The organism is Nocardia abscessus (assembly GCF_015477775.1).
GTDB classification, from domain to species: Bacteria; Actinomycetota; Actinomycetes; order Mycobacteriales; family Mycobacteriaceae; genus Nocardia; species Nocardia abscessus_A.
Genome location: NZ_JADLQO010000029.1, coordinates 33,976 through 52,537 on the forward strand (window position 1 = coordinate 33,976; position 18,562 = coordinate 52,537).

Consider the following 18,562-nt stretch of genomic DNA (forward strand, 5'->3'; position numbering starts at 1 on the left):
CATTGTCGGGCGCTGTCAACCAGCGCCGCCGGAGAACGGAGAGGTGCATGGTCGCGGATCGCAGCGAGGTCGGCCTCGCTCCCGCGCGGCCCGACCCGGGCAGGAGGGCGGGCGCGGAGGGCGCGTCGTCGGTGCGACGCCGTCCGAAGGACCGGAAGGTCCAGATCATCCGGGCGGCCGCGCGGGCGTTCAGCGAACGCGGGTACTACCCGGTCGGCGTGGACGAGATCGCCGCCGAGGTGGGCATCTCCGGTCCGGCTCTGTACCGGCATTTCACGAACAAGTACGCGCTGCTGGTCGCGGCCGCCGAGGAGGGTGCGCGGCACCTGCTGACCGTCGCCGAGGCCGCCGATGACACCCGGCTGGATCCGGAACAGCGCCTGGACGCGCTGATCCGCGCGATCAGCGAGCACACCGTCGAGATCCGCCGCGAGGCCGGGCTCTACCGGTGGGAGCGGCGCTATCTCGAGCGCGAAGACCGGGTTCGGATCAGGAAGATCTACGACGACCTGAACAGCACGCTGATGGCGCCGATCGCGCTGCTGCGACCCGACGCGCCGTCCGGGGACGCGGCGATGCTGGCGGCGGGCGTGCTCAGCGCGATCGCGAGCATCGCCGCGCACCGCACCGCACTGTCGAGCGCGCGGCTGCTTCCGCTGCTGCACGAGATGGCCTGGGCGGTCCTGCGTACCGAGTTGCCTCCCGCGCCTGCCGAACCGGATCCAGGGCCGCCCGTGCGCGGCATCCCGGTGACCTCGAAGCGCGAACAGTTGCTCACCGAGGCCATCCGGATCTTCGGCAGGCAGGGCTATCACGAGGCGAGCATCGAGGAGGTCGGCGCCGCGGTCGGCATCAACGCCTCGAGTGTGTACCGGTACTTCGCGAGCAAAGCCGATCTGCTCGCCGCGGCCTTCTACCGCACAGGCGACCGGCTGGCCATCGCGATCACCGAGGCGCTCGCCGAAGCGGCCAGCCGCGAGGAAGCCGCGCGGCGGCTGGCCGACCGCTACGCCAAACTGAGCTTCGCCATGCCGGAGATCATGCCGGTCTACTACGCGGAGTTCACCAATCTGCCGCAGGCCGAGCAGCACAAGCTGCGCGCCATTCAGCGGCAGAACGTGCTGGAGTGGGCGAACCTGCTGGACGGCGATCCGGTGGAGGCGCGCTTCCGGGTGCACGCCGCCATCAGCCAGGTGATCGATGTGGGCCGGTTGATCCGATTCGATTCCCGGCCCGCGCAATTGGCACGGGTCACCGCGCTCATGGACGCGGTGCTGCTCGGCTGAGCGGTACCCGCCGCTCAGGCTCGGCGGCCGTGCCGGATCCGGAAGATCGTCCTTGCCAACCGAAGATGGCGCGGGTGCCGATCGAACGTGGACAGGTTCACCGGCGCCTGGTACCGCTTGCGCGTGATGGCCAGTGTCCTGCTGAACTCGCGCAGCCCCTGGTCGCCGTGGCTGTGGCCCTGGCCGTATTCGCCGACACCACCGAAGGGCAACGCGGGAATGCCCGCGTAGGCGGTCGAGGAATTGATGGTGACCACCCCGGCGCGCAGTTGTTCGGCGAACGCCTCGATCTCGTGCACGTCCCTGGTGAACACCGACACCGCGACGTCGGTGCCGACCGCGTTGATCCGCTCGGCGGCCTCGTCCATGCTCGCCACCTTGTTGACCACGAGCACCGGGCCGATGCCCTCACCGGTGATCGCGATGCTCTCCTCCGGCACCTCGGCCAGCACGATCGGCTCGATGTAGGGCTCGCGGATCGACTCCAGACCGCCGACCACCGCGCGGCCGCCGCGGGCCACCGCGTCGCGCACCTGCTTGCGCACCACCTCGACCTGCGACTCCATGATCATCGGGCCGTAGGACGCCTTCCGGTCCGCGCCGGGCCGCAGTTTGCGCGCCTGGTCGACGACCAGATCGAGGAAGCGGTCGTAGACCGATTGGGCGACGTAGGCCCGCTGGATGCCGGTGGCGTTCTGCCCGGCGTTGGCCATCGCGCCGAATACGGCGGCCTCGGCGGCGTCGTCCAGCTTCGCGTCGACGTGCACGACCATGCTGCCCTTGCCGCTGCGCTCCACGACGACCGGTGTCATGTTCTGCGCGCACACCGAGATCACCTCGCGCGCGCCCGCCTCCGAACCGGCGTAGGCGATCTTGTCGACCTTCGCCCGGCACAGCGCGGTGCCGGTGGCCTTGTCGCCCGTGACCACTTGCAGCACCGGCTGGTTCGGCGCCAGCCGGGACCAGCTGTCGGCCAGCCACACGCCCACGCCGGTGGTCAGCTCGTGCGGCTTGAACACCACGGCGTTGCCCGCCGCCATCGCGTAGGCGATCGAACCCATCGGCGTGAACACCGGGTTGTTCCACGGGCCGACCACGCCGACGACGCCCAGCGGCAGATAGCCGACCGTGGCCCGCTGGTTGCGGGTGAGCCAGCTGGAACCGATGCGCCGCCGGTCCAGCGCGCGGCCCGCGTTGCGCGCGGCCCAGTCCAGGTTCTCCACCGCGAGCATCACCTCGATCGCGGCGTCGGCCTCCGGCTTCCCGGTCTCCTCGCACAGCAGGGTGACCAATTCGCCGGAGCGGCGGACGATCTCGCGTTTCCAGTCCAGCAGCCACCGCCTGCGGCTGTTGAATCCCAGTTCCGCCCACCATTTTTCGGCGGAACGGGCCGCGCGCACCGCGCGATTCAGTTCGCCGGCGCTCATCACGGCGTAATTGCCCACGACCTCACCGGTGCGCGGATCGTAAGACGTCAGCACGTTCGTTCGGCCCGTTCCTCCCGGACGCGCCGCCAACCGTGGCTGCGCGGACTCGGCCATGATCACCTCTCGCAGTGTCGAAACCGGCGTGCGGACTGCTCAGCGGGGCACAGCCGCGGACGAGTGAGTGTGGTCCCCCGCAAAGCAGACTATGGGCTGGCGCGGCGGCCCGACAAGGCTCGGCCACCGGGTCCCGGCCGCACCGGATCGCGCTCACCAGCGTCGATCCCTTGCGCAACGGACAGGCGGCGAGAAATGTGAGTAAGGACACAATTGGCGCACGCCGGAGTGGGCGGCTACCGAGCCTTCGCTCGGCCCCGCGCGGGTCGGGGACGAACTTCGTCCGGCTGCGCGCGGTATGTGTCCCCGCGCGCGGCGAAAGGCCAGACCTCGGCCGGTAACATCACGCCGAGCGCGACGGATCACCAATCCGAGCGTGCGCTTGCGCTCGGGCGACGTGGTCGCCGTACCGGCCGATAGTGGAGAGTTGATGCCGAGTTCCAACCAAGCAGATTCGCATGCGGGTGAGCCAGCGGTCCGGGTGGCGGACGTCCGCAAGTCGTTCGGCGACGTGCATGCGCTGCAGGGCGTCAGCTTCGTCGCCGAACGTGCTTCCGTCCTCGGCATCCTCGGGCCCAACGGCGCGGGCAAGACGACCATGGTGAAGGTGCTGTCCACCCTGCTGCGTCCCGACTCCGGCACCGCCGTGGTCGCCGGGCACGACGTGCTGAAGGACCCGGCGGGCGTGCGGCGATCGATCATGATGACCGGTCAGTACGCGGCGCTGGACGAGAACCTCTCCGGCCGGGAGAACCTGGAGCTGTTCGGCAGGCTGATGGGCCTGGGCAAGTCCGTCGCCCGCAAGCGCGCCGACACCCTGCTGGAGGAATTCGACCTGGTGAGCGCGGGCCGCCGCGCCGTGCGCCACTACTCCGGCGGCATGCGCCGCCGCGTCGACATCGCCTGCGGCCTGGTGGTGCGTCCCGAAGTGGTGTTCCTGGACGAACCGACCACCGGCCTGGACCCGCGCAGCCGCCAGGGCGTCTGGGATCTGGTGACCGCGCTGAAGACGCAGGGCATCACGGTGCTGCTGACCACGCAGTACCTGGAGGAAGCCGACGTGCTCAGCGACAACATCATCGTCATCGACAAGGGCACGGTGATCGCCGAGGGCACCGCCGACGAGCTCAAGGAGAAGACCGGCGGCAGCTACTGCGAAGTGGTCCCCCTGGATCCGAAGAAGCTGCGCACCGCCGCGTACGCGCTCGGCGACCTGGTGCCGCCCGCGGTCATGGCCGACCTCGACGGCGGCGACCGGCTGTCCATCCCGGCGCCGGAGGGCGCCGCCACGCTGACCGAGGCGCTGCGCAGACTCGACAGCGCCGGCGTCGACCTGGCCGACATCGCCCTGCGCCGCCCCTCGCTCGACGACGTGTTCCTGTCCATCACCGGCCATTCGGGCGGGCGCGCGTGACCGCTGCGACCGCCCCGGAACACGCCGAGGCCGAGGTGAGCTTGTTCGCCGAGCTTCCCGCGGCGCGGCTGTCGTCCTTCGCGCAGTGGCGCGCGCTGACCGGCCGGATCATCTGGACCATGGCCACCAAGGGCGAGCTGATCGTGGCGATGGTCACGCCGCTGGTGTTCACCGTCGGCTTCTACCTGCCGCTGCGCTACGTGATGAAGTTCCAGGGCGTCGACTACGCCCAGTACGTCATGCCGATCATCGTGTTGCAGACCATGGCGTTCACGATGATGTCGAACGCGCAGCTGGCCGCGTTCGAGGCGATGACCGGACTGAGCACCCGCCTGCAGACCATGCCGATCGGGACGCTGGTGCCGTTCACCGCGCGCATCTGCGCCGGACTGGTCCGCTCGGTCACCTCGCTCACCGCGGCGGTGCTCTTCGGGCACATGATCGGCTTCCGCTTCGACGCGGGTCTCGGCCAGGCCGTGCTGTTCTGCACGTTCTCCCTCGGCGTCGGCACGGTGCTGGCGATCGGCGCCGACGCGCTGGGCAGCCTGACCAAGAGTCCGGAGTCGCTGAGCCAGGCGCTGACCCTGCCGACGCTGATCTTCGGCATGCTCTCCTGCGGGTTCGTCCCGGAACGCAACTTCCCGGAGTGGATTCGTCCCTTCGTGCGCAATCAGCCGATCTCCCAGTTCTCCTTCGCCCTGCGCGACATGGCCGCCGACGGCGTGACCTGGCAGGTGTTGTGGGTGCCGTTGGTGTGGTTGATCGGGCTCGCCGCGGCGTTCGTTCCGTTGGCGATCTGGGCGAGTGTGAGGCGGTCATGAGTTCGGTGGAATCGACCGTGGAGCGCACCGACCAGCGGGCCGACGAGGTCGAGGTACGCGCGAGCGAACCTCTGCCGATCGTCCGGGCGAGGCCGGAGGGTTCGCTGGTCACCTGGGTGACGCAGAGCCTGATCCAGTGCAAGAGGCTGCTGCTGGTCTGGGCGCGTGATCCGGCGACGACCATCCAGACGCTGGTCTATCCCGCGCTGACGTTGGTGATGTTCTACATCGTCTTGAACAAGCCGGTCACCGGGGCCACCGGCATGCCCGCCGTGTACGGAACCGTTCCGCTGTTGACGCTGGTCGCCGCGATGTCCGGTGCGGTGGTGAGCGCGCTCGGTTTCAAGACCGAGAAGATGACCGGGCTGCTCGGCCGGTTCTGGACGATGCCGGTGCATCGTGCGGCCGGATTCACCGGACGACTGCTCGCCGAGGCGGTCCGCGTCCTGGTGACCACACTGTTCGTCGTGGCGGTCGGCCTGTTGCTCGGCTTCCGGTTCGATCAGGGGCCTGCGGCGGCGGTGGCGTTGATCGGCATCCCGGTCCTGTTCGGGGTCGCGTTCGCCGTTCTGGTCACCGCGCTGGCGACCGTTTCCGAGGGCGTGATGCTGGTGAACATCATCGGCATCGTCAACACGCTGCTGATGTTCTTCAACTCCGGTTTCGTTCCCGTCTTCGCCTACCCGGTCTGGTTGCAGGACGCGGTGGCGAACCAGCCGATGAGTTGCGCGATCGATGCGATGCGCGGGCTGTCCTACGGTGGCGCGGTCGCCGAGCCGCTGATCAAGACGGTCGCCTGGACGCTCGGGTTGATCGTCGTGTTCGCCTATCCCGCGGTCAGGGGATACCGGCGAGCCGCGGAGACGGGGCCCTAGCCGCACGCCCTCGCCGTGCGCCGGTCGTGCTCACCGCACCCGGCGTTCGGCCTCTTCCCGCGGTTGGGCGAAGTCGTAGTCCAGCCAGCGATCGCGGTTGGTCCAGCCGACCAGGTCGTAGCGCCAACGGAACGGCCAGGTGTGCGCGACCGTGTTGAACAGCACGGCGCCCAGCGCCGTGTAGTCGCCGTGCGCGGAAAGCAGCGCGCGTTGACCGCGCGGGGAGGCGTTGAAGAACGCGTCGAACATGGCGACGGACTGTTCGGTGGTGAGCCTGCCGAGGCCGTAGAGGCCGCGCATCCGCATCCAGTACACCAGTCGCGCACGCGGCGGCCACAGCGCGGCGATCGGGTCGCGGCCCTGGCGCAGCGCGGTGATCGCGGTGTCGACCAGAGCCAGTGAGTCGGCGACGCTGTACCCCGTGCACGGGTGCATCATGCCGCCGCGGGAACCGAAGGGAATGGCGCGCGCGGTACCGCGGCGCGGTGGCGGCTGGTCGAGCGGATAGTGCGCCGCTTCGCTCGATTCGGCGCCGGTGAGGCGGATGCCGTGCGCGGCCAAGCGGTTGAGCGTGCGTTTGCGCAATTCGTGCTGCGGCATGCCGCCCCGCAGGCCGAGGCTGGTCTCCTCGAAGATCACCGTGCCGTCGCCCAGCGGTACGGCGTAGAGGAACGACGGTGGCTCGTCCGGGCCCGCACCGTTCTCCGGTCGCCAGTCCAGCAATAGGCCCTCGCCCTCGGCGACCATCGGCGCGGCGGTCTCGGCGTCGACGAAGATGCCGTGCGCGCTCGCCGCCCGGCGTCGTCCGAGCGAAGGCAGCCCGCGCGTGTCGAACACCGCCGCCGCTCGGTGCACCGTGCCGTCGGCGAGCTCCACCTCGTGCGCGTCCACCCGGGTGGCGCGGCCGGGCACGACGGTGGCGTCGTCGAGCGCCAGCGCCGCGTGCAGACCTGGCTTGGACAGCACACAGTACGGGCGGTCGATGCGGTGTTCGGTCCCGGTCCAGACCGTGGGCGCCGGAATGGTGGTCGCGACGGCCGTGGACGGCAGCCACTCCGGCAACTCGTCCACCCAGCAGGAGAACGTGGGCGGCCACAGCCGCTCGGGGCGCGGGTCGATGGCGGTGACCGACAGCCCGGCGCGGGTCGCGCGGTGCGCCAGCGCCCGCCCGGTGGGACCGAGCCCCACCACGCACACATCGACTTCCCGGCCCGCGCTGACACCCATAGGGGCATTCAATCCGCTCGGCCGATGCGAGCGCAACTATCCGAAGCGCGCGAGCCCAAGGAATTCGGGTCTCGCGATATCGGAATAAATCGGCGGGGCGACGCCAGAATTCCGCTTCCGCGCGTGCCCCCAGAATCAGTGGCCCAGCAACTTCAGTCGTGAAATGGATTGCGGCGCACCATACCGTGGGCTCGGAACGCGAGGCGTTCCGGGATTCGGGATAAGGGGAGTCATGAGAGGAAGCCACTTCCGCCGGCTGGTGTTGGCGGCGGCAGTCGTCGGCGCCGCGGCATCGGCGGTCGTGTCGGTGCAGGCGAACGCGGCGCCCGCGGAGTCTTCTATCGTTTCGGTGCAGGAGCACAGCGCGCGCAGCCTCACATTGACGGTGCACTCCGCCGCCATGGATCTCGATATCCCGGTGGAGGTGCAGCGTGCCGCGGACACCAGCGTGCCGCGTCCGGTGCTGTACCTGCTGCTCGGCGCGGGCGGTGGGATCGACGGCGCCACCTGGGCCACGAAAACCGATGCGATGCAGTTCCTCGCGGACAAGAACGTGCACGCGGTCACGCCGATCGGCGGCATGTTCAGTTACTACGCGGACTGGCAGAAGGACGATCCCCGGCTCGGGCGCCAGAAGTGGAAGACCTTCCTGAGCACCGAACTGCCGCCGTTGATCAACGCCTACCTCGCGACCAGCGGGCGCAATGCCGTCGCGGGCTACTCCATGTCGGCGACGACGACGCTCGCGCTCGCGGCGACCACCGGCGACCTGTTCTCCAGCGTCGCCGCCTACAGCGGTTGCGCGCAGACCAGCGATCCGGTCGGCCGGGAGTTCGTCCGGCTCACCGTCGAGGAGTGGGGCCTGGCCGAGCTCGACAACATGTGGGGCCCCGCGGGCGACCCGCAATGGAAAGCCAACGACCCGTACGTGCACGCCGAGGGGCTGCGCGGGAAGTCGATATACATCGCCAGTGGAAATGGCATGCCCGGTGTCTACGACCAGTACGGCGGTAAATATTCGCTGAACGGTCCGTGGGGTTTCGCGAATCAACTGGTGGTCGGCGGCGTCATCGAAGCGGGCGCCAATTACTGCTCGCGCAACATGAAAGAACGGTTGGACAGCCTCGGAATCCCCGCGCGATACAACTTCCGGCCGGAAGGCACCCATTCCTGGGGATATTGGGAGGACGCGCTGAAGGACTCCTGGCCGACCCTGGCCGCTCCATTGGGAATCTGATCGGTCGGGATTTCGAGATGCCTCTTCGCTTCCGGGCCGCGCGAGTCGCCGGCCTCATGATGGTCGCGGCCTGCGCGGCGCTGCTGCACGCGCCGAGCGCTGCCGCCGCCCCACAGACTCCTGCGCTGGACGGTGCCAACGATTGGTCCTGCCTGCCCACCCAGGCGCGGCCGGAACCGGTGATCCTCGTGCACGGCTCGGGTACCGATGTGGGCCGCAGCTTCCTCCTGCTCGCGCCCGCGGTCCGGGCCGAGGGGCATTGCGTGTTCGCCGCGAATCTGGGTGCGGCGCCGGGCGTCGTCGACGCGGTGAGCGGGCAGACCGGCTCGAGTTCGACCGGCATCGGGCCGATCGGCGCCGCCCTGATGGGGCGCGAGCTCTACGGGGTGGCCGACATCGATCGGATGGCGGCCGAACTCGCCGAGGTCGTGCGCTCGGTGCGGGAAACGACCGGTGCGAGCCGGGTGGCGCTGGTCGGCCATTCCACCGGCGGCACCGTGATCCGGCAGTATCTGCGGGCTCGCGGCGCGGACGCGGTCTCGCAGGTGGTGACGCTCGGCACGCCGTATCGCGGCACGACCTGGGACGGGCTGCGCGCGGGCTACCCGGACCTGGCCTCGCTCGGCCTGGGCAACGCCCAGATCGCGGCCCAGGTCTTCGGAACTCCGGGACAGCAGCAGGTGGTCGGGTCACCGCTGCTGAACCGGCTGAACGCGGGGGGCGAGACCGTGCCCGGCCTCCGGTACACGGCCATCGCCTCCCGCGCCGACCAAGTGATCACGCCGCAGGACACCGCCCTGCTCACCGCGCCCACCGCCGCCGACCGCAACGTCTGGCTGCAGGACGGATGCCCCGGCAACGCCGCGGGCCACAGCGGCATGCTGGAAGACCCGCGCACCACCGCCGCCGTTCTCTCGGCGCTCGCCGGTGATCAGCGAGCGTTACCCTGCTGATCGCACCGCGGCCGGACACGATTGTTCACGACGAATGACGAATACGGAGTAGCTCGGTGGGTCTCGGCATTACTTGTAGCGGGCTCCGCCGCGAATTCGGAGGAGTCGCCGTAGTCGATGATGTGACGTTTCAGGCCCCTGCGGGCCGAGTCACCGCGGTAATCGGTCCGAACGGTGCGGGGAAGACGACTCTGCTGCTGATGCTCGTCGGTCAGTTGCGCCCGCACCGAGGGCATCTGCGTGTGGAGAACGCCGACCCGAGTGTCGAGCCATGGGTGGTGCGAGCCAAGGTCGGCTGGGTTCCCGACGTGCACGAAGGCAACGAGACGTGGACCGTTGCCGAGACTTTGGCCTATTCGGCGAAAATCGCGGGCAACAGCGGCGACGCGGCCGCGCGCCTTGTCGATCGGGCAGTGCGTCTGTCGCGCTTGCGCGAACTCTGTGCCAAACCCGTTCTCCGCCTTTCCCGCAGCGAGAAGAAGTGGCTGGGCCTGGCCAGGGCGCTCGTTTCCGATCCGGCGGCGCTCGTGCTGGACAATCCGATGGCGGACCTGGACGCCGACGGCCGTCGCTATCTCGCCGATACGTTGCGAACTCTTGCGCGGCAGGACATGACGATTGTCGTCTCGGCTTGCGCGAAAGACGGGCTCGCTGGTTGCGCGGAGCGCACTTTGCACATCGACCAGGGGCGAGTCGTCGCTACCGAGTGAATCGCCGGACCGGAACCCGACGATCCGGGCCGCAATTCGCTCTCGAAACCAGGCCGCCGAAACTGCGGAGCGGCCGCCGAGCGGCTATTTGGGCGTCACCCACGTGGTGATGTCGGCGTGCACTACCTCCAGGCCGTGCTTGTCGTAGATCGAGACCGGCACCACCAGCTCGCGTCCCTCGGTGATGCTCGCGAAATCGGGGATCTCCGGCAGCTTCGCCACCGCCCGCAGACCGGTCTCGGCCTTGGCCAGGTACTGGACGTTCATCGCCTTCGGAATCCACCGGTGCGTCCCTGGCACGGTCGCCTCGCTCAGCATGCCCATCGCGACCTCGGCGAGATTGCACGCCGCGATAGCGTGAAAAGTGCCCAGGTGATTGTGGATTCCGAACCACTTCGGCGAGGTCACCTCGCACAACCCCGGTTCGAGCCGGACCACGTTCGGCAACACGGTGCCGAAGTAGGGCACCCGAGCCACCATCCCGAGCGAGAACAGGGCATGCCCCAGCCGGTTGTCCGGCAGTTTCTTCCAGCCGCGGTAGGTCGCGGTCTCTTTCGTCATGCGCATATCTTACTCAAAAGTAAGTTTCCGGTGGCCGACCCGGCCCCGAGCCTCGCCGAGCGGGCTGAGCGCTGTCCGCTTCGGGTGCGACGGCGAGCGGACGGGGCGGATTTGAAGTCACCGGCCGGGGTCGTGCATACTGTTCGGGTTGCCTTGCACCGGGCCATGTCCGTTTCCCCGTGAAACGACTGGTCGGGCGGGGTGAGCAGTACCCCATCGTGTACCTCGCCGGTTTCCGGCGTGGGTACGTCCGGGACACGTTCCAGGCCTGAGATGCTTTGCGATCCGAGGCCGAGGAATGAGCGGACGGGCGACACGCCCGACCGCGTGGACCGGAGAACCATGACAGATGAACAGCGGCGAGGATCGGGCGTGCCCGGTCATTGGTCTCCACTGTGTCGGATCCAGGCCCGACCGGGGCCCTGCGTGGATGCGCAGGCAGCCTCTTCCGGGCCTGACCGCCCGGGCTGGGACGTCTTCGTGTGTTCGGGCTGTGCAAATGAGGGTGGTCCAGAGGGCTGGTGTAGCCGGCTTCCGGATCACGAAGGAAAGCGGAGAAAAGGACACTTAGCGTGGCGGGACAAAAGATCCGCATCAGGCTCAAGGCCTATGACCACGAGGCGATCGACGCATCGGCGCGCAAGATCGTGGAGACGGTGACCCGCACCGGGGCACGCGTCGTCGGCCCGGTGCCGTTGCCGACCGAGAAGAACGTGTACTGCGTCATCCGTTCGCCGCACAAGTACAAGGACTCGCGCGAGCACTTCGAGATGCGTACGCACAAGCGCCTTATCGACATCCTCGACCCGACGCCGAAGACGGTGGACGCGCTGATGCGCATCGACCTGCCGGCCAGCGTCGACGTCAACATTCAGTGACGGGGACTCGAGACATGACTGACAACAAGAACAGGCCGGCCGCCGGCATCCTGGGCACCAAGCTCGGCATGACCCAGGTCTTCGACGACAAGAACCGCGTCGTTCCCGTGACCGTCATCAAGGCCGGGCCGAACGTCGTCACCCAGATCCGCACCGTTGAGCGCGACGGCTACAGCGCCGTCCAGGTCGCCTTCGGCGCCATCGACCCGCGCAAGGTGAACAAGCCGGTCTCCGGCCAGTTCGCCAAGGCGGGCGTCACCCCGCGCCGCCACGTCGTCGAGATCCGCGTCGCGGACGCCTCCACCTTCGAGGTCGGCCAGGAGATCAACGCCGACGTGTTCGAAGAGGGCGCCTACGTCGACGTCACCGGCACCAGCAAGGGCAAGGGCTTCGCGGGCACCATGAAGCGCCACGGCTTCCGTGGTCAGGGCGCCTCGCACGGTGCGCAGGCCGTGCACCGCCGCCCGGGTTCGATCGGTGGCTGCGCCACCCCCGGCCGCGTGTTCAAGGGCATGCGCATGTCGGGCCGGATGGGTAACGACCGGGTCACCACGCAGAACCTGTCGGTGCACAAGGTGGATGCCGAGAACGGCCTGCTGCTGATCAAGGGAGCGATCCCGGGTCGCAAGGGCGGCGTCGTGATCGTCAAGAGCGCCGTGAAGGGTGGTGCGCACGCATGACGAACTCTGCTGTGAACACAGAGAAGAAGTCTGCAAATCTCACGCTGCCGGTCAAGGAGATCGGTGGCAAGACCAACGGCACCGTCGACCTCCCCGCGGAGATCTTCGACGTGACCGCCAACATCGCGCTGATGCACCAGGTCGTCGTGGCCCAGCAGGCCGCGGCCCGCCAGGGCACCCACGCGACCAAGACCCGTGGCCAGGTGTCCGGTGGCGGCAAGAAGCCGTACCGGCAGAAGGGCACCGGTCGCGCCCGCCAGGGTTCGACCCGCGCGCCCCAGTTCGCCGGTGGTGGCACCGTGCACGGCCCGCAGCCGCGCGACTACTCCCAGCGCCTGCCCAAGAAGATGAAGGCCGCCGCCCTGCGTGGCGCCCTGTCCGACCGGGCGCGCAACGAGCGCATCCACGTGATCACCGAACTGGTGTCGGGCCAGGCCCCGTCCACCAAGACCGCCAAGAGCTTCCTGGCCGAGCTGTCGGACCGCAAGAAGTTCCTGGTCGTCGTCGGCCGCGAGGACGTCGCCGCGTGGAAGAGCGTGGCGAACCTGCAGAACGTGCACCCGATCGCCCCGGACCAGCTCAACACCTACGACGTGCTCAACAGCGACGACGTGGTGTTCAGTGTCGAGGCGCTCAACACGTTCGTGCACGGCCCCGCGGAGTCTCCGCAGGACACCGCGGCGATCGCACAGGAGGAGAGCAAGTGACCACCATCGCCGACCCCCGCGACATCCTGCTGGCGCCGGTCATCTCCGAGAAGTCCTACGGGCTGATCGAGGAGGGCACCTACACCTTCCTGGTGCACCCGGACTCGAACAAGACGCAGATCAAGATCGCCGTGGAGAAGGTCTTCGGTGTGAAGGTGACCAGCGTCAACACCGCCAACCGTCAGGGCAAGCGCAAGCGGACCCGCTTCGGTTACGGCAAGCGCAAGAACACCAAGCGCGCGCTCGTGACCATCTCGGCCGACAGCAAGCCCATCGAGATCTTCGGAGGCCCGGTCGCGTAAGCGCCCGGGAATCCAGAAAGCAGAGAAGAACTCATGGCAATCCGTAAGTACAAGCCGACTACGCCGGGCCGTCGTGGCGCCAGCGTCTCGGACTTCGCGGAGATCACCCGGTCGGAACCGGAGAAGTCGCTGCTGCGTCCGCTGACCAAGTCCGGCGGCCGCAACGCCCACGGCCGGATCACCACCCGGCACCGTGGTGGCGGGCACAAGCGCGCCTACCGTCTGATCGACTTCCGTCGCCTGGACAAGGACGGCATCCCGGCCAAGGTCGCGCACATCGAGTACGACCCGAACCGCACCGCGAACATCGCGCTGCTGCACTTCGTGGACGGCGAGAAGCGCTACATCATCGCCCCCAAGGGCGTGACGCAGGGCACCCGCATCGAGTCCGGCCCCACGGCCGACATCAAGCCGGGCAACAACCTGCCGCTGCGCAACATCCCGACCGGTACCACCATCCACGCGGTGGAGCTGCGTCCGGGCGGCGGGGCCAAGCTGGCCCGCTCGGCCGGCATGAGCATCCAGCTGCTGGGTAAGGAAGGCCCCTACGCCACGCTGCGTATGCCCTCCGGTGAGATCCGTCGCGTCGACGTGCGCTGCCGCGCCACCGTCGGCGAGGTCGGCAACGCCGAGCAGTCGAACATCAACTGGGGTAAGGCCGGCCGCATGCGCTGGAAGGGTCGCCGCCCCACGGTCCGTGGTGTCGTCATGAACCCGGTCGACCACCCGCATGGTGGTGGTGAGGGCAAGACCTCCGGTGGTCGCCACCCGGTCTCGCCGTGGGGTCAGCCGGAAGGCCGCACCCGCAAGCCCAACCGTCCGAGCGACAAGCTCATCGTCCGCCGTCGCAAGACCGGCAAGAAGCGCTGAAGGAGGAGGTAAGAAATGCCACGCAGCCTCAAGAAAGGCCCGTTCGTCGATGACCACCTCCTGAAGAAGGTGGACGTGCAGAACGAGAAGGGCACCAAGCAGGTCATCAAGACCTGGTCGCGTCGTTCGACCATCATCCCCGATTTCATCGGGCACACGTTCGCGGTGCACGACGGCCGCAAGCACGTGCCGGTGTTCATCTCGGACAACATGGTCGGGCACAAGCTCGGTGAGTTCGCGCCGACCAGGACGTTCAAGAGCCACGTCAAGGAAGACCGGAAGAGCAAGCGGCGATGAGCGAAGCGAAGAGCAATCAGACACTGCTGACGACTCCGTCGAACCCGACTGCGCGCGCGACCGCCAAGCACGTTCGCGTGACCCCGATGAAGGCACGCCGTGTCGTGGACCTGGTCCGCGGCAAGCGCGTCGAGGACGCCCTCGCCCTGCTGAAGTTCGCGCCCCAGGCCGCGAGCGAGCCGGTCGCCAAGGTCGTCGCCAGCGCTGCCGCCAACGCCGAGAACAACCTCGGCTTGAACCCGGCCACGCTGGTCATCTCGACGGCCTACGTCGACGAGGGTGCGACCCTGAAGCGGTTCCAGCCGCGTGCCCAGGGCCGTGCGTTCCGCATCCGCAAGCGCACCAGCCACATCACCATCGAGGTCGAGAGCATCCCCACCGCCGGTGGATCCACTCGTAACCGCCGGAAGGGAGGGGCAAAGTAAATGGGACAGAAGATCAATCCCCATGGCTTCCGCCTCGGTATCACCACCGACTGGAAGTCGCGTTGGTACGCGGACAAGCAGTACGCGGACTACGTGAAGGAAGACGTCGCGATCCGCAAGCTGCTGGCCACCGGCATGGAGCGGGCGGGCATCTCGAAGGTCGAGATCGAGCGCACCCGTGACCGCGTGCGGGTGGACATCCACACCGCGCGTCCCGGCATCGTGATCGGCCGCCGCGGCGCCGAGGCCGACCGCATCCGCGCCGAGCTGGAGAAGCTCACCGGCAAGCAGGTCCAGCTGAACATCCTCGAGGTGAAGAACCCCGAGTCGGATGCGCAGCTGGTGGCCCAGGCCGTCGCCGAGCAGCTGTCCAACCGTGTGGCGTTCCGTCGCGCGATGCGCAAGGCCATCCAGTCGGCCATGCGTTCGCCGAACGTCAAGGGCATCCGTGTGCAGTGCTCGGGCCGCCTCGGTGGCGCCGAGATGTCGCGCTCGGAGTTCTACCGCGAGGGTCGGGTGCCGCTGCACACGCTGCGCGCCGACATCGACTACGGCCTCTACGAGGCCAAGACCACCTTCGGTCGCATCGGCGTGAAGGTCTGGATCTACAAGGGCGACATCGTCGGTGGCAAGCGTGAGCTGGCCGCCGCTGCCGCCGCGCCCGAGCGTCCGCGCCGGGAGCGGCCGAGCCGTCCGCGTCGGTCCGGTTCCACCGGCACCACTGCGACCAGCACCGAGGCCGGGCGCGCCGCCACCGCGGTGGCCGACGCGCCGGCAGAGACACAGGAGGGCTGACGCATGCTGATGCCTCGCAAGGTGAAGCACCGCAAGCAGCATCACCCGGGCCGCTCCGGCATGGCCAAGGGCGGCACCTCGGTGGCGTTCGGCGAATTCGGCATCCAGGCGCTGGAGCCGGCGTACGTCACCAACCGGCAGATCGAGTCGGCGCGTATCGCGATGACTCGCCACATCCGCCGTGGCGGCAAGATCTGGATCAACATCTACCCGGATCGCCCGCTGACCAAGAAGCCCGCCGAGACCCGCATGGGTTCGGGTAAGGGTTCGCCGGAGTGGTGGGTCGCGAACGTCAAGCCCGGTCGCGTGATGTTCGAGATGAGCTACCCGAACGAGGAGACCGCTCGTGAGGCCCTGCGCCGCGCGATGCACAAGCTCCCGATGAAGTGCAGGATCGTGACCAGGGAGGAGCAGTTCTGATGGCTACCGGAACACCGGCCGCAGAGCTCCGCGAGCTCACCGAAGAGGAGTTGGTGGCCAAGCTGCGCGACTCCAAGGAAGAGCTGTTCAACCTGCGCTTCCAGATGGCGACGGGTCAGCTGGACAACAACCGTCGTCTGCGCGTCGTCCGTCACGAGATCGCGCGCATCTACACGGTCATGCGTGAGCGCGAGCTCGGTCTGGCCACCGGACCCGCTGGCAAGGGAGATGCCGCATGAGCGACAAAGTTGAAGGGCAGCGCGGCACCCGCAAGGTGCGTGTCGGTTACGTTGTCTCCGACAAGATGAACAAGACGATCGTCGTCGAGCTGGAAGACCGTAACCGGCACCCGCTCTACGGCAAGATCATTCGCACCACCTCGAAGGTGAAGGCGCACGACGAGAACGAGATCGCCGGCATCGGCGACCGCGTTCAGCTGATGGAGACCCGTCCGCTGTCGGCCACCAAGCGCTGGCGTCTGGTCGAGGTCCTGGAGAAGGCCAAGTAAGCCTTCGCCACGGCGTGAAACCGCAAGGCCCGCTTCCCGTCCCGGGAGGCGGGCCTTCGCCGTTCCGAGCGGGTCCGATACCTGAAAAGTCGGTTGTCACCGACCCGATGGGTACTGTCGTGTTGGGTCGCGGGCAGCGAACGGGCTACCGGGCTGCGGGCATGACCGGAACGGCGAATCGGTCGCGGCTTACGGCCGATATGGAGGTGTGAGCGGTGGGGAATGTGACTCGGCCAGGCCGCCCCGATGACCGGGAGCTGCTGCGGGAACATCTGGTGAAGACCCGGATCGCGGGGGATGTCGCGACGCCCCGGGAGGGGAATCTCTCGAACTATCGGAAGATGGTGGAGAAGAATCCGAGGTATCAGTTCGGTCTGGCACTGAGGGATTGGACCTTCGATGAGACTTTGGCGATGATGGCGCGACTGTGCGGGGTCAGCCCCGATCCGCGTCATCTGCGGGGCCCCGACACCATCGATGCGGACCTGACCCTCGATGCGCTCGACGCGATGGGCGCGCGGATCGGGCTCGCGGCTCGTCGCCGGGAAACGGTGCTCCTGGCGACCGGGCATCCGGAGACGCTCATGGGCGTGTATCGCGCTGTCGAGGATGCCTTGCGTGCCGCGGGTTGCTTGGTGCCGACGCCCGCGGCCGGATGGTCCTACCGGGTCGGCACGTCCTTCGGCCCGAAGTATCGCGAGATCGTCTACAGCTCGGGAGTTGCCGCACTCGGCACCGACGGTCAGCTGAAACACACTCATGACCCGCACCCGATGCGGGCGATATTGCGGGAGTTGCGCGACGCCGGCCCCAGCCGTCGGCCCGACCTGGTCATCGCCGATCACGGCTGGGCCGGGGCGGCGGGTGAGGCGGGCATCGAGACCGTCGGGTTCGCCGACAGCAACGACCCCGCGCTGTTCGCCGGGCAGGACGAGGGCAAGATCGCCGTCACGGTTCCGCTCGACGACGGTGTGCACCCCGACCACTACCAGCCGCTGATCGCTTACTTGCTCGACCGGGCGGGCCTGGGCTGATGACCTCAGGCGCGCTCAGGCGAGTTCCGTCGCTCGTCGTCGCGCGCCGCGCGCCATGTGTCACGGACGATGGTCTCGAGGTCGGAATGCTCGGGGTACCAGCCTAATTCGGACGCCGCCTTGGCGGGATCGCTGATCAGCACGGCCGGTTCGGGCGCCGGTGGCCGATGGATCAGCTGGATGCGACGACCGGTCCGCCGCTCGACGGCGGCTACGACGTCGCGGATGCTGCTGCCGCGGCCGCTGCCGATGATGTACTGCCCGAACTCGCCCGGCGGTGGCATGTGCTCGACGCACGCGACGAAAGCGGCCGCGGCGTCGAGAACGTGCAGGTAGTCGCGAACCGCGCTGCCGTCGCCGTTGATCTCCAATGCCGAACTCTTCGTCGCGGCGGCGAACGCGCGGGGAATCAGGCGCGTGGGATCGGGGTCGGCGCCGCCGGCGACGTTGGTCAAGCGCAGCACGGTAGCGGATAAACGACCGGTGCGTGCCTGGGCGCGGATCGCCCACTCGGCCGCCAGCTTGCTCGCGGCGTACGGGTGCGGCGGCGCGTCGGGCAGCCGCTCTGTCATCGGCTGGCGCTCCGGGCTGCCGTAGATCGAACCGGTCGAGGCGAAGACGATCCGAGCGACGCCGGCCGCGGCCATCGCGTCCAGCAAGGTCACGGTCCCGCCGGTGTTCACGCGAAAGTACCGGAGCGGATCGGCCGTCGACTCTCGCGCACGAGTGAGCCCGGCCAGATGACAGACCGCCGCCACACCGTCCAGCGCCTCTCGCAGCCCGCCCTCGTGCAGCAGGTCGGCGACCCGGGTCGGCACCTGAACGGACGAACTGCTCCTGCGAACCATCGCGATCGGTTCGTACCCTGCCCTGCCCAGCAAATCGACGACCGCCCTGAGGTTGCCCCGGTCTTCCGGACACCAATGGTGAGGCGAGATACTCGCCTCCGAAAGGAGTCTGGATGCCACCAGCACACCCGCCGGAGTTCCGTCAGCGCGCGATCGAGTTGGCCCGCAGTAGC

General features: G+C 68.4%; 22 protein-coding genes and 1 pseudogene. 19 read left to right on the top strand and 4 right to left on the bottom strand.

What is annotated here, in order from left to right; genetic code table 11:
* The first annotated feature begins 47 nt into the window (after window positions 1-47).
* Window positions 48-1,286 carry a TetR/AcrR family transcriptional regulator gene (locus tag IU450_RS37760; protein WP_195154511.1) on the top strand — a complete coding sequence of 413 codons (1,239 nt, stop codon included), beginning with the start codon at window positions 48-50 and terminating at the stop codon, window positions 1,284-1,286.
* 14 nt (window positions 1,287-1,300) lie between these two features.
* Here the strand turns inward: IU450_RS37760 and IU450_RS37765 are convergent, their stop codons facing one another.
* Complete coding sequence (locus IU450_RS37765) at window positions 1,301-2,827, bottom strand: aldehyde dehydrogenase family protein (RefSeq protein ID WP_195154523.1); 1,527 nt, start codon at window positions 2,825-2,827, stop codon at window positions 1,301-1,303.
* 430 nt (window positions 2,828-3,257) lie between these two features.
* On the opposite strand from IU450_RS37765, the gene IU450_RS37770 reads away from it, so the two are divergent.
* The 3 genes from IU450_RS37770 to IU450_RS37780 are packed head-to-tail and all read left to right on the top strand — an operon-like array spanning window position 3,258 to window position 5,937.
* Entirely contained in the window at window positions 3,258-4,241 is a 984-nt protein-coding gene (locus IU450_RS37770) for an ATP-binding cassette domain-containing protein (protein WP_195154512.1), read from the top strand.
* Window positions 4,238-5,062 carry an ABC transporter permease gene (locus IU450_RS37775; RefSeq protein ID WP_195154513.1) on the top strand — a complete coding sequence of 275 codons (825 nt, stop codon included), beginning with the start codon at window positions 4,238-4,240 and terminating at the stop codon, window positions 5,060-5,062. Before IU450_RS37770 ends, IU450_RS37775 begins: the two co-directional genes overlap by 4 nt.
* Window positions 5,059-5,937: an ABC transporter permease gene (locus IU450_RS37780; protein WP_195154514.1), complete on the top strand. Its 879-nt coding sequence runs from the start codon at window positions 5,059-5,061 to the stop codon at window positions 5,935-5,937. Before IU450_RS37775 ends, IU450_RS37780 begins: the two co-directional genes overlap by 4 nt.
* Before the next feature lie 30 nt (window positions 5,938-5,967).
* Here IU450_RS37780 and IU450_RS37785 read toward each other — a convergent pair whose 3' ends face one another.
* Window positions 5,968-7,164, bottom strand: a complete 1,197-nt coding sequence (locus IU450_RS37785) for a lycopene cyclase family protein (protein ID WP_195154515.1) — start codon at window positions 7,162-7,164, stop codon at window positions 5,968-5,970.
* A gap of 232 nt (window positions 7,165-7,396) precedes the next feature.
* Here IU450_RS37785 and IU450_RS37790 point away from each other — a divergent pair, with 232 nt between their 5' ends.
* From IU450_RS37790 to IU450_RS37800, 3 genes are all read left to right on the top strand, one after another.
* Window positions 7,397-8,401: an alpha/beta hydrolase gene (locus tag IU450_RS37790; protein ID WP_195154516.1), complete on the top strand. Its 1,005-nt coding sequence runs from the start codon at window positions 7,397-7,399 to the stop codon at window positions 8,399-8,401.
* A 17-nt stretch (window positions 8,402-8,418) separates the two neighbouring features.
* Complete coding sequence (locus IU450_RS37795) at window positions 8,419-9,354, top strand: esterase/lipase family protein (RefSeq protein ID WP_195154517.1); 936 nt, start codon at window positions 8,419-8,421, stop codon at window positions 9,352-9,354.
* Between the two features lie 122 nt (window positions 9,355-9,476).
* Window positions 9,477-10,064, top strand: coding sequence for an ATP-binding cassette domain-containing protein (locus IU450_RS37800; protein ID WP_195154518.1), 588 nt, complete (start codon window positions 9,477-9,479; stop codon window positions 10,062-10,064).
* Window positions 10,065-10,148: 84 nt separating this feature from the next.
* Here the strand turns inward: IU450_RS37800 and IU450_RS37805 are convergent, their stop codons facing one another.
* Entirely contained in the window at window positions 10,149-10,625 is a 477-nt protein-coding gene (locus tag IU450_RS37805; RefSeq protein ID WP_195154519.1) for a hotdog fold domain-containing protein, read from the bottom strand.
* Window positions 10,626-11,197: 572 nt separating this feature from the next.
* Between IU450_RS37805 and rpsJ the strand changes: the two genes are divergently transcribed.
* The 12 genes and pseudogenes from rpsJ (at window position 11,198) to IU450_RS37865 (ending at window position 17,541) form a co-directional block, all read left to right on the top strand.
* The gene (rpsJ, locus tag IU450_RS37810) at window positions 11,198-11,503 is read left to right on the top strand and encodes a 30S ribosomal protein S10 (RefSeq protein WP_003938093.1); all 306 of its coding nucleotides are present in this window, start codon (window positions 11,198-11,200) and stop codon (window positions 11,501-11,503) included.
* 14 nt (window positions 11,504-11,517) lie between these two features.
* On the top strand, window positions 11,518-12,183 hold the full coding sequence (rplC, locus tag IU450_RS37815) for a 50S ribosomal protein L3 (protein ID WP_181724133.1): 666 nt from the start codon (window positions 11,518-11,520) through the stop codon (window positions 12,181-12,183).
* The gene (gene rplD, locus IU450_RS37820; protein WP_195154520.1) at window positions 12,180-12,890 is read left to right on the top strand and encodes a 50S ribosomal protein L4; all 711 of its coding nucleotides are present in this window, start codon (window positions 12,180-12,182) and stop codon (window positions 12,888-12,890) included. Before rplC ends, rplD begins: the two co-directional genes overlap by 4 nt.
* The gene (rplW, locus tag IU450_RS37825) at window positions 12,887-13,192 is read left to right on the top strand and encodes a 50S ribosomal protein L23 (RefSeq protein WP_011207266.1); all 306 of its coding nucleotides are present in this window, start codon (window positions 12,887-12,889) and stop codon (window positions 13,190-13,192) included. The genes rplD and rplW overlap by 4 nt, the downstream gene beginning before the upstream one ends.
* 33 nt (window positions 13,193-13,225) lie before the next feature.
* Window positions 13,226-14,062, top strand: a complete 837-nt coding sequence (rplB, locus tag IU450_RS37830; RefSeq protein WP_043687244.1) for a 50S ribosomal protein L2 — start codon at window positions 13,226-13,228, stop codon at window positions 14,060-14,062.
* Window positions 14,063-14,077: 15 nt separating this feature from the next.
* Window positions 14,078-14,359, top strand: coding sequence for a 30S ribosomal protein S19 (gene rpsS, locus IU450_RS37835; protein ID WP_043719741.1), 282 nt, complete (start codon window positions 14,078-14,080; stop codon window positions 14,357-14,359).
* The gene (gene rplV, locus IU450_RS37840; protein WP_051046218.1) at window positions 14,356-14,784 is read left to right on the top strand and encodes a 50S ribosomal protein L22; all 429 of its coding nucleotides are present in this window, start codon (window positions 14,356-14,358) and stop codon (window positions 14,782-14,784) included. Before rpsS ends, rplV begins: the two co-directional genes overlap by 4 nt.
* Window positions 14,785-15,579 carry a 30S ribosomal protein S3 gene (gene rpsC / locus IU450_RS37845; RefSeq protein WP_043687258.1) on the top strand — a complete coding sequence of 265 codons (795 nt, stop codon included), beginning with the start codon at window positions 14,785-14,787 and terminating at the stop codon, window positions 15,577-15,579.
* 3 nt (window positions 15,580-15,582) lie between these two features.
* Window positions 15,583-15,999, top strand: coding sequence for a 50S ribosomal protein L16 (gene rplP / locus IU450_RS37850; protein ID WP_040864842.1), 417 nt, complete (start codon window positions 15,583-15,585; stop codon window positions 15,997-15,999).
* Window positions 15,999-16,238 (top strand): 50S ribosomal protein L29, encoded by a 240-nt coding sequence (rpmC, locus tag IU450_RS37855; protein WP_040864843.1) that lies wholly within the window; start codon window positions 15,999-16,001, stop codon window positions 16,236-16,238. Before rplP ends, rpmC begins: the two co-directional genes overlap by 1 nt.
* Before the next feature lie 20 nt (window positions 16,239-16,258).
* Window positions 16,259-16,507 (top strand): annotated as a pseudogene (gene rpsQ / locus IU450_RS37860) (30S ribosomal protein S17); the annotation flags it as partial.
* Window positions 16,508-16,722: 215 nt separating this feature from the next.
* Window positions 16,723-17,541 (top strand): phosphatase, encoded by an 819-nt coding sequence (locus tag IU450_RS37865; RefSeq protein ID WP_324197970.1) that lies wholly within the window; start codon window positions 16,723-16,725, stop codon window positions 17,539-17,541.
* A 5-nt stretch (window positions 17,542-17,546) separates the two neighbouring features.
* On the opposite strand, the gene IU450_RS37870 is transcribed toward IU450_RS37865, so the two are convergent.
* Window positions 17,547-18,515, bottom strand: a complete 969-nt coding sequence (locus tag IU450_RS37870; protein WP_324197971.1) for an NAD-dependent epimerase/dehydratase family protein — start codon at window positions 18,513-18,515, stop codon at window positions 17,547-17,549.
* Between the last annotated feature and the right edge of the window lie 47 nt (window positions 18,516-18,562).

Coding starts and splice junctions, on each gene's coding strand:
- IU450_RS37760 (WP_195154511.1), top strand. CDS start 48: ATGGTCGCGGATCGCAGCGAGGTCGGCCTCGCTCCCGCGCGGCCCGAC.
- IU450_RS37765 (WP_195154523.1), bottom strand. CDS start 2,827: ATGGCCGAGTCCGCGCAGCCACGGTTGGCGGCGCGTCCGGGAGGAACG.
- IU450_RS37770 (WP_195154512.1), top strand. CDS start 3,258: ATGCCGAGTTCCAACCAAGCAGATTCGCATGCGGGTGAGCCAGCGGTC.
- IU450_RS37780 (WP_195154514.1), top strand. CDS start 5,059: ATGAGTTCGGTGGAATCGACCGTGGAGCGCACCGACCAGCGGGCCGAC.
- IU450_RS37785 (WP_195154515.1), bottom strand. CDS start 7,164: ATGGGTGTCAGCGCGGGCCGGGAAGTCGATGTGTGCGTGGTGGGGCTC.
- IU450_RS37790 (WP_195154516.1), top strand. CDS start 7,397: ATGAGAGGAAGCCACTTCCGCCGGCTGGTGTTGGCGGCGGCAGTCGTC.
- IU450_RS37795 (WP_195154517.1), top strand. CDS start 8,419: ATGCCTCTTCGCTTCCGGGCCGCGCGAGTCGCCGGCCTCATGATGGTC.
- IU450_RS37805 (WP_195154519.1), bottom strand. CDS start 10,625: ATGACGAAAGAGACCGCGACCTACCGCGGCTGGAAGAAACTGCCGGAC.
- rplC (WP_181724133.1), top strand. CDS start 11,518: ATGACTGACAACAAGAACAGGCCGGCCGCCGGCATCCTGGGCACCAAG.
- rplD (WP_195154520.1), top strand. CDS start 12,180: ATGACGAACTCTGCTGTGAACACAGAGAAGAAGTCTGCAAATCTCACG.
- rplB (WP_043687244.1), top strand. CDS start 13,226: ATGGCAATCCGTAAGTACAAGCCGACTACGCCGGGCCGTCGTGGCGCC.
- rpsS (WP_043719741.1), top strand. CDS start 14,078: ATGCCACGCAGCCTCAAGAAAGGCCCGTTCGTCGATGACCACCTCCTG.
- rplV (WP_051046218.1), top strand. CDS start 14,356: ATGAGCGAAGCGAAGAGCAATCAGACACTGCTGACGACTCCGTCGAAC.
- rpsC (WP_043687258.1), top strand. CDS start 14,785: ATGGGACAGAAGATCAATCCCCATGGCTTCCGCCTCGGTATCACCACC.
- rplP (WP_040864842.1), top strand. CDS start 15,583: ATGCTGATGCCTCGCAAGGTGAAGCACCGCAAGCAGCATCACCCGGGC.
- rpmC (WP_040864843.1), top strand. CDS start 15,999: ATGGCTACCGGAACACCGGCCGCAGAGCTCCGCGAGCTCACCGAAGAG.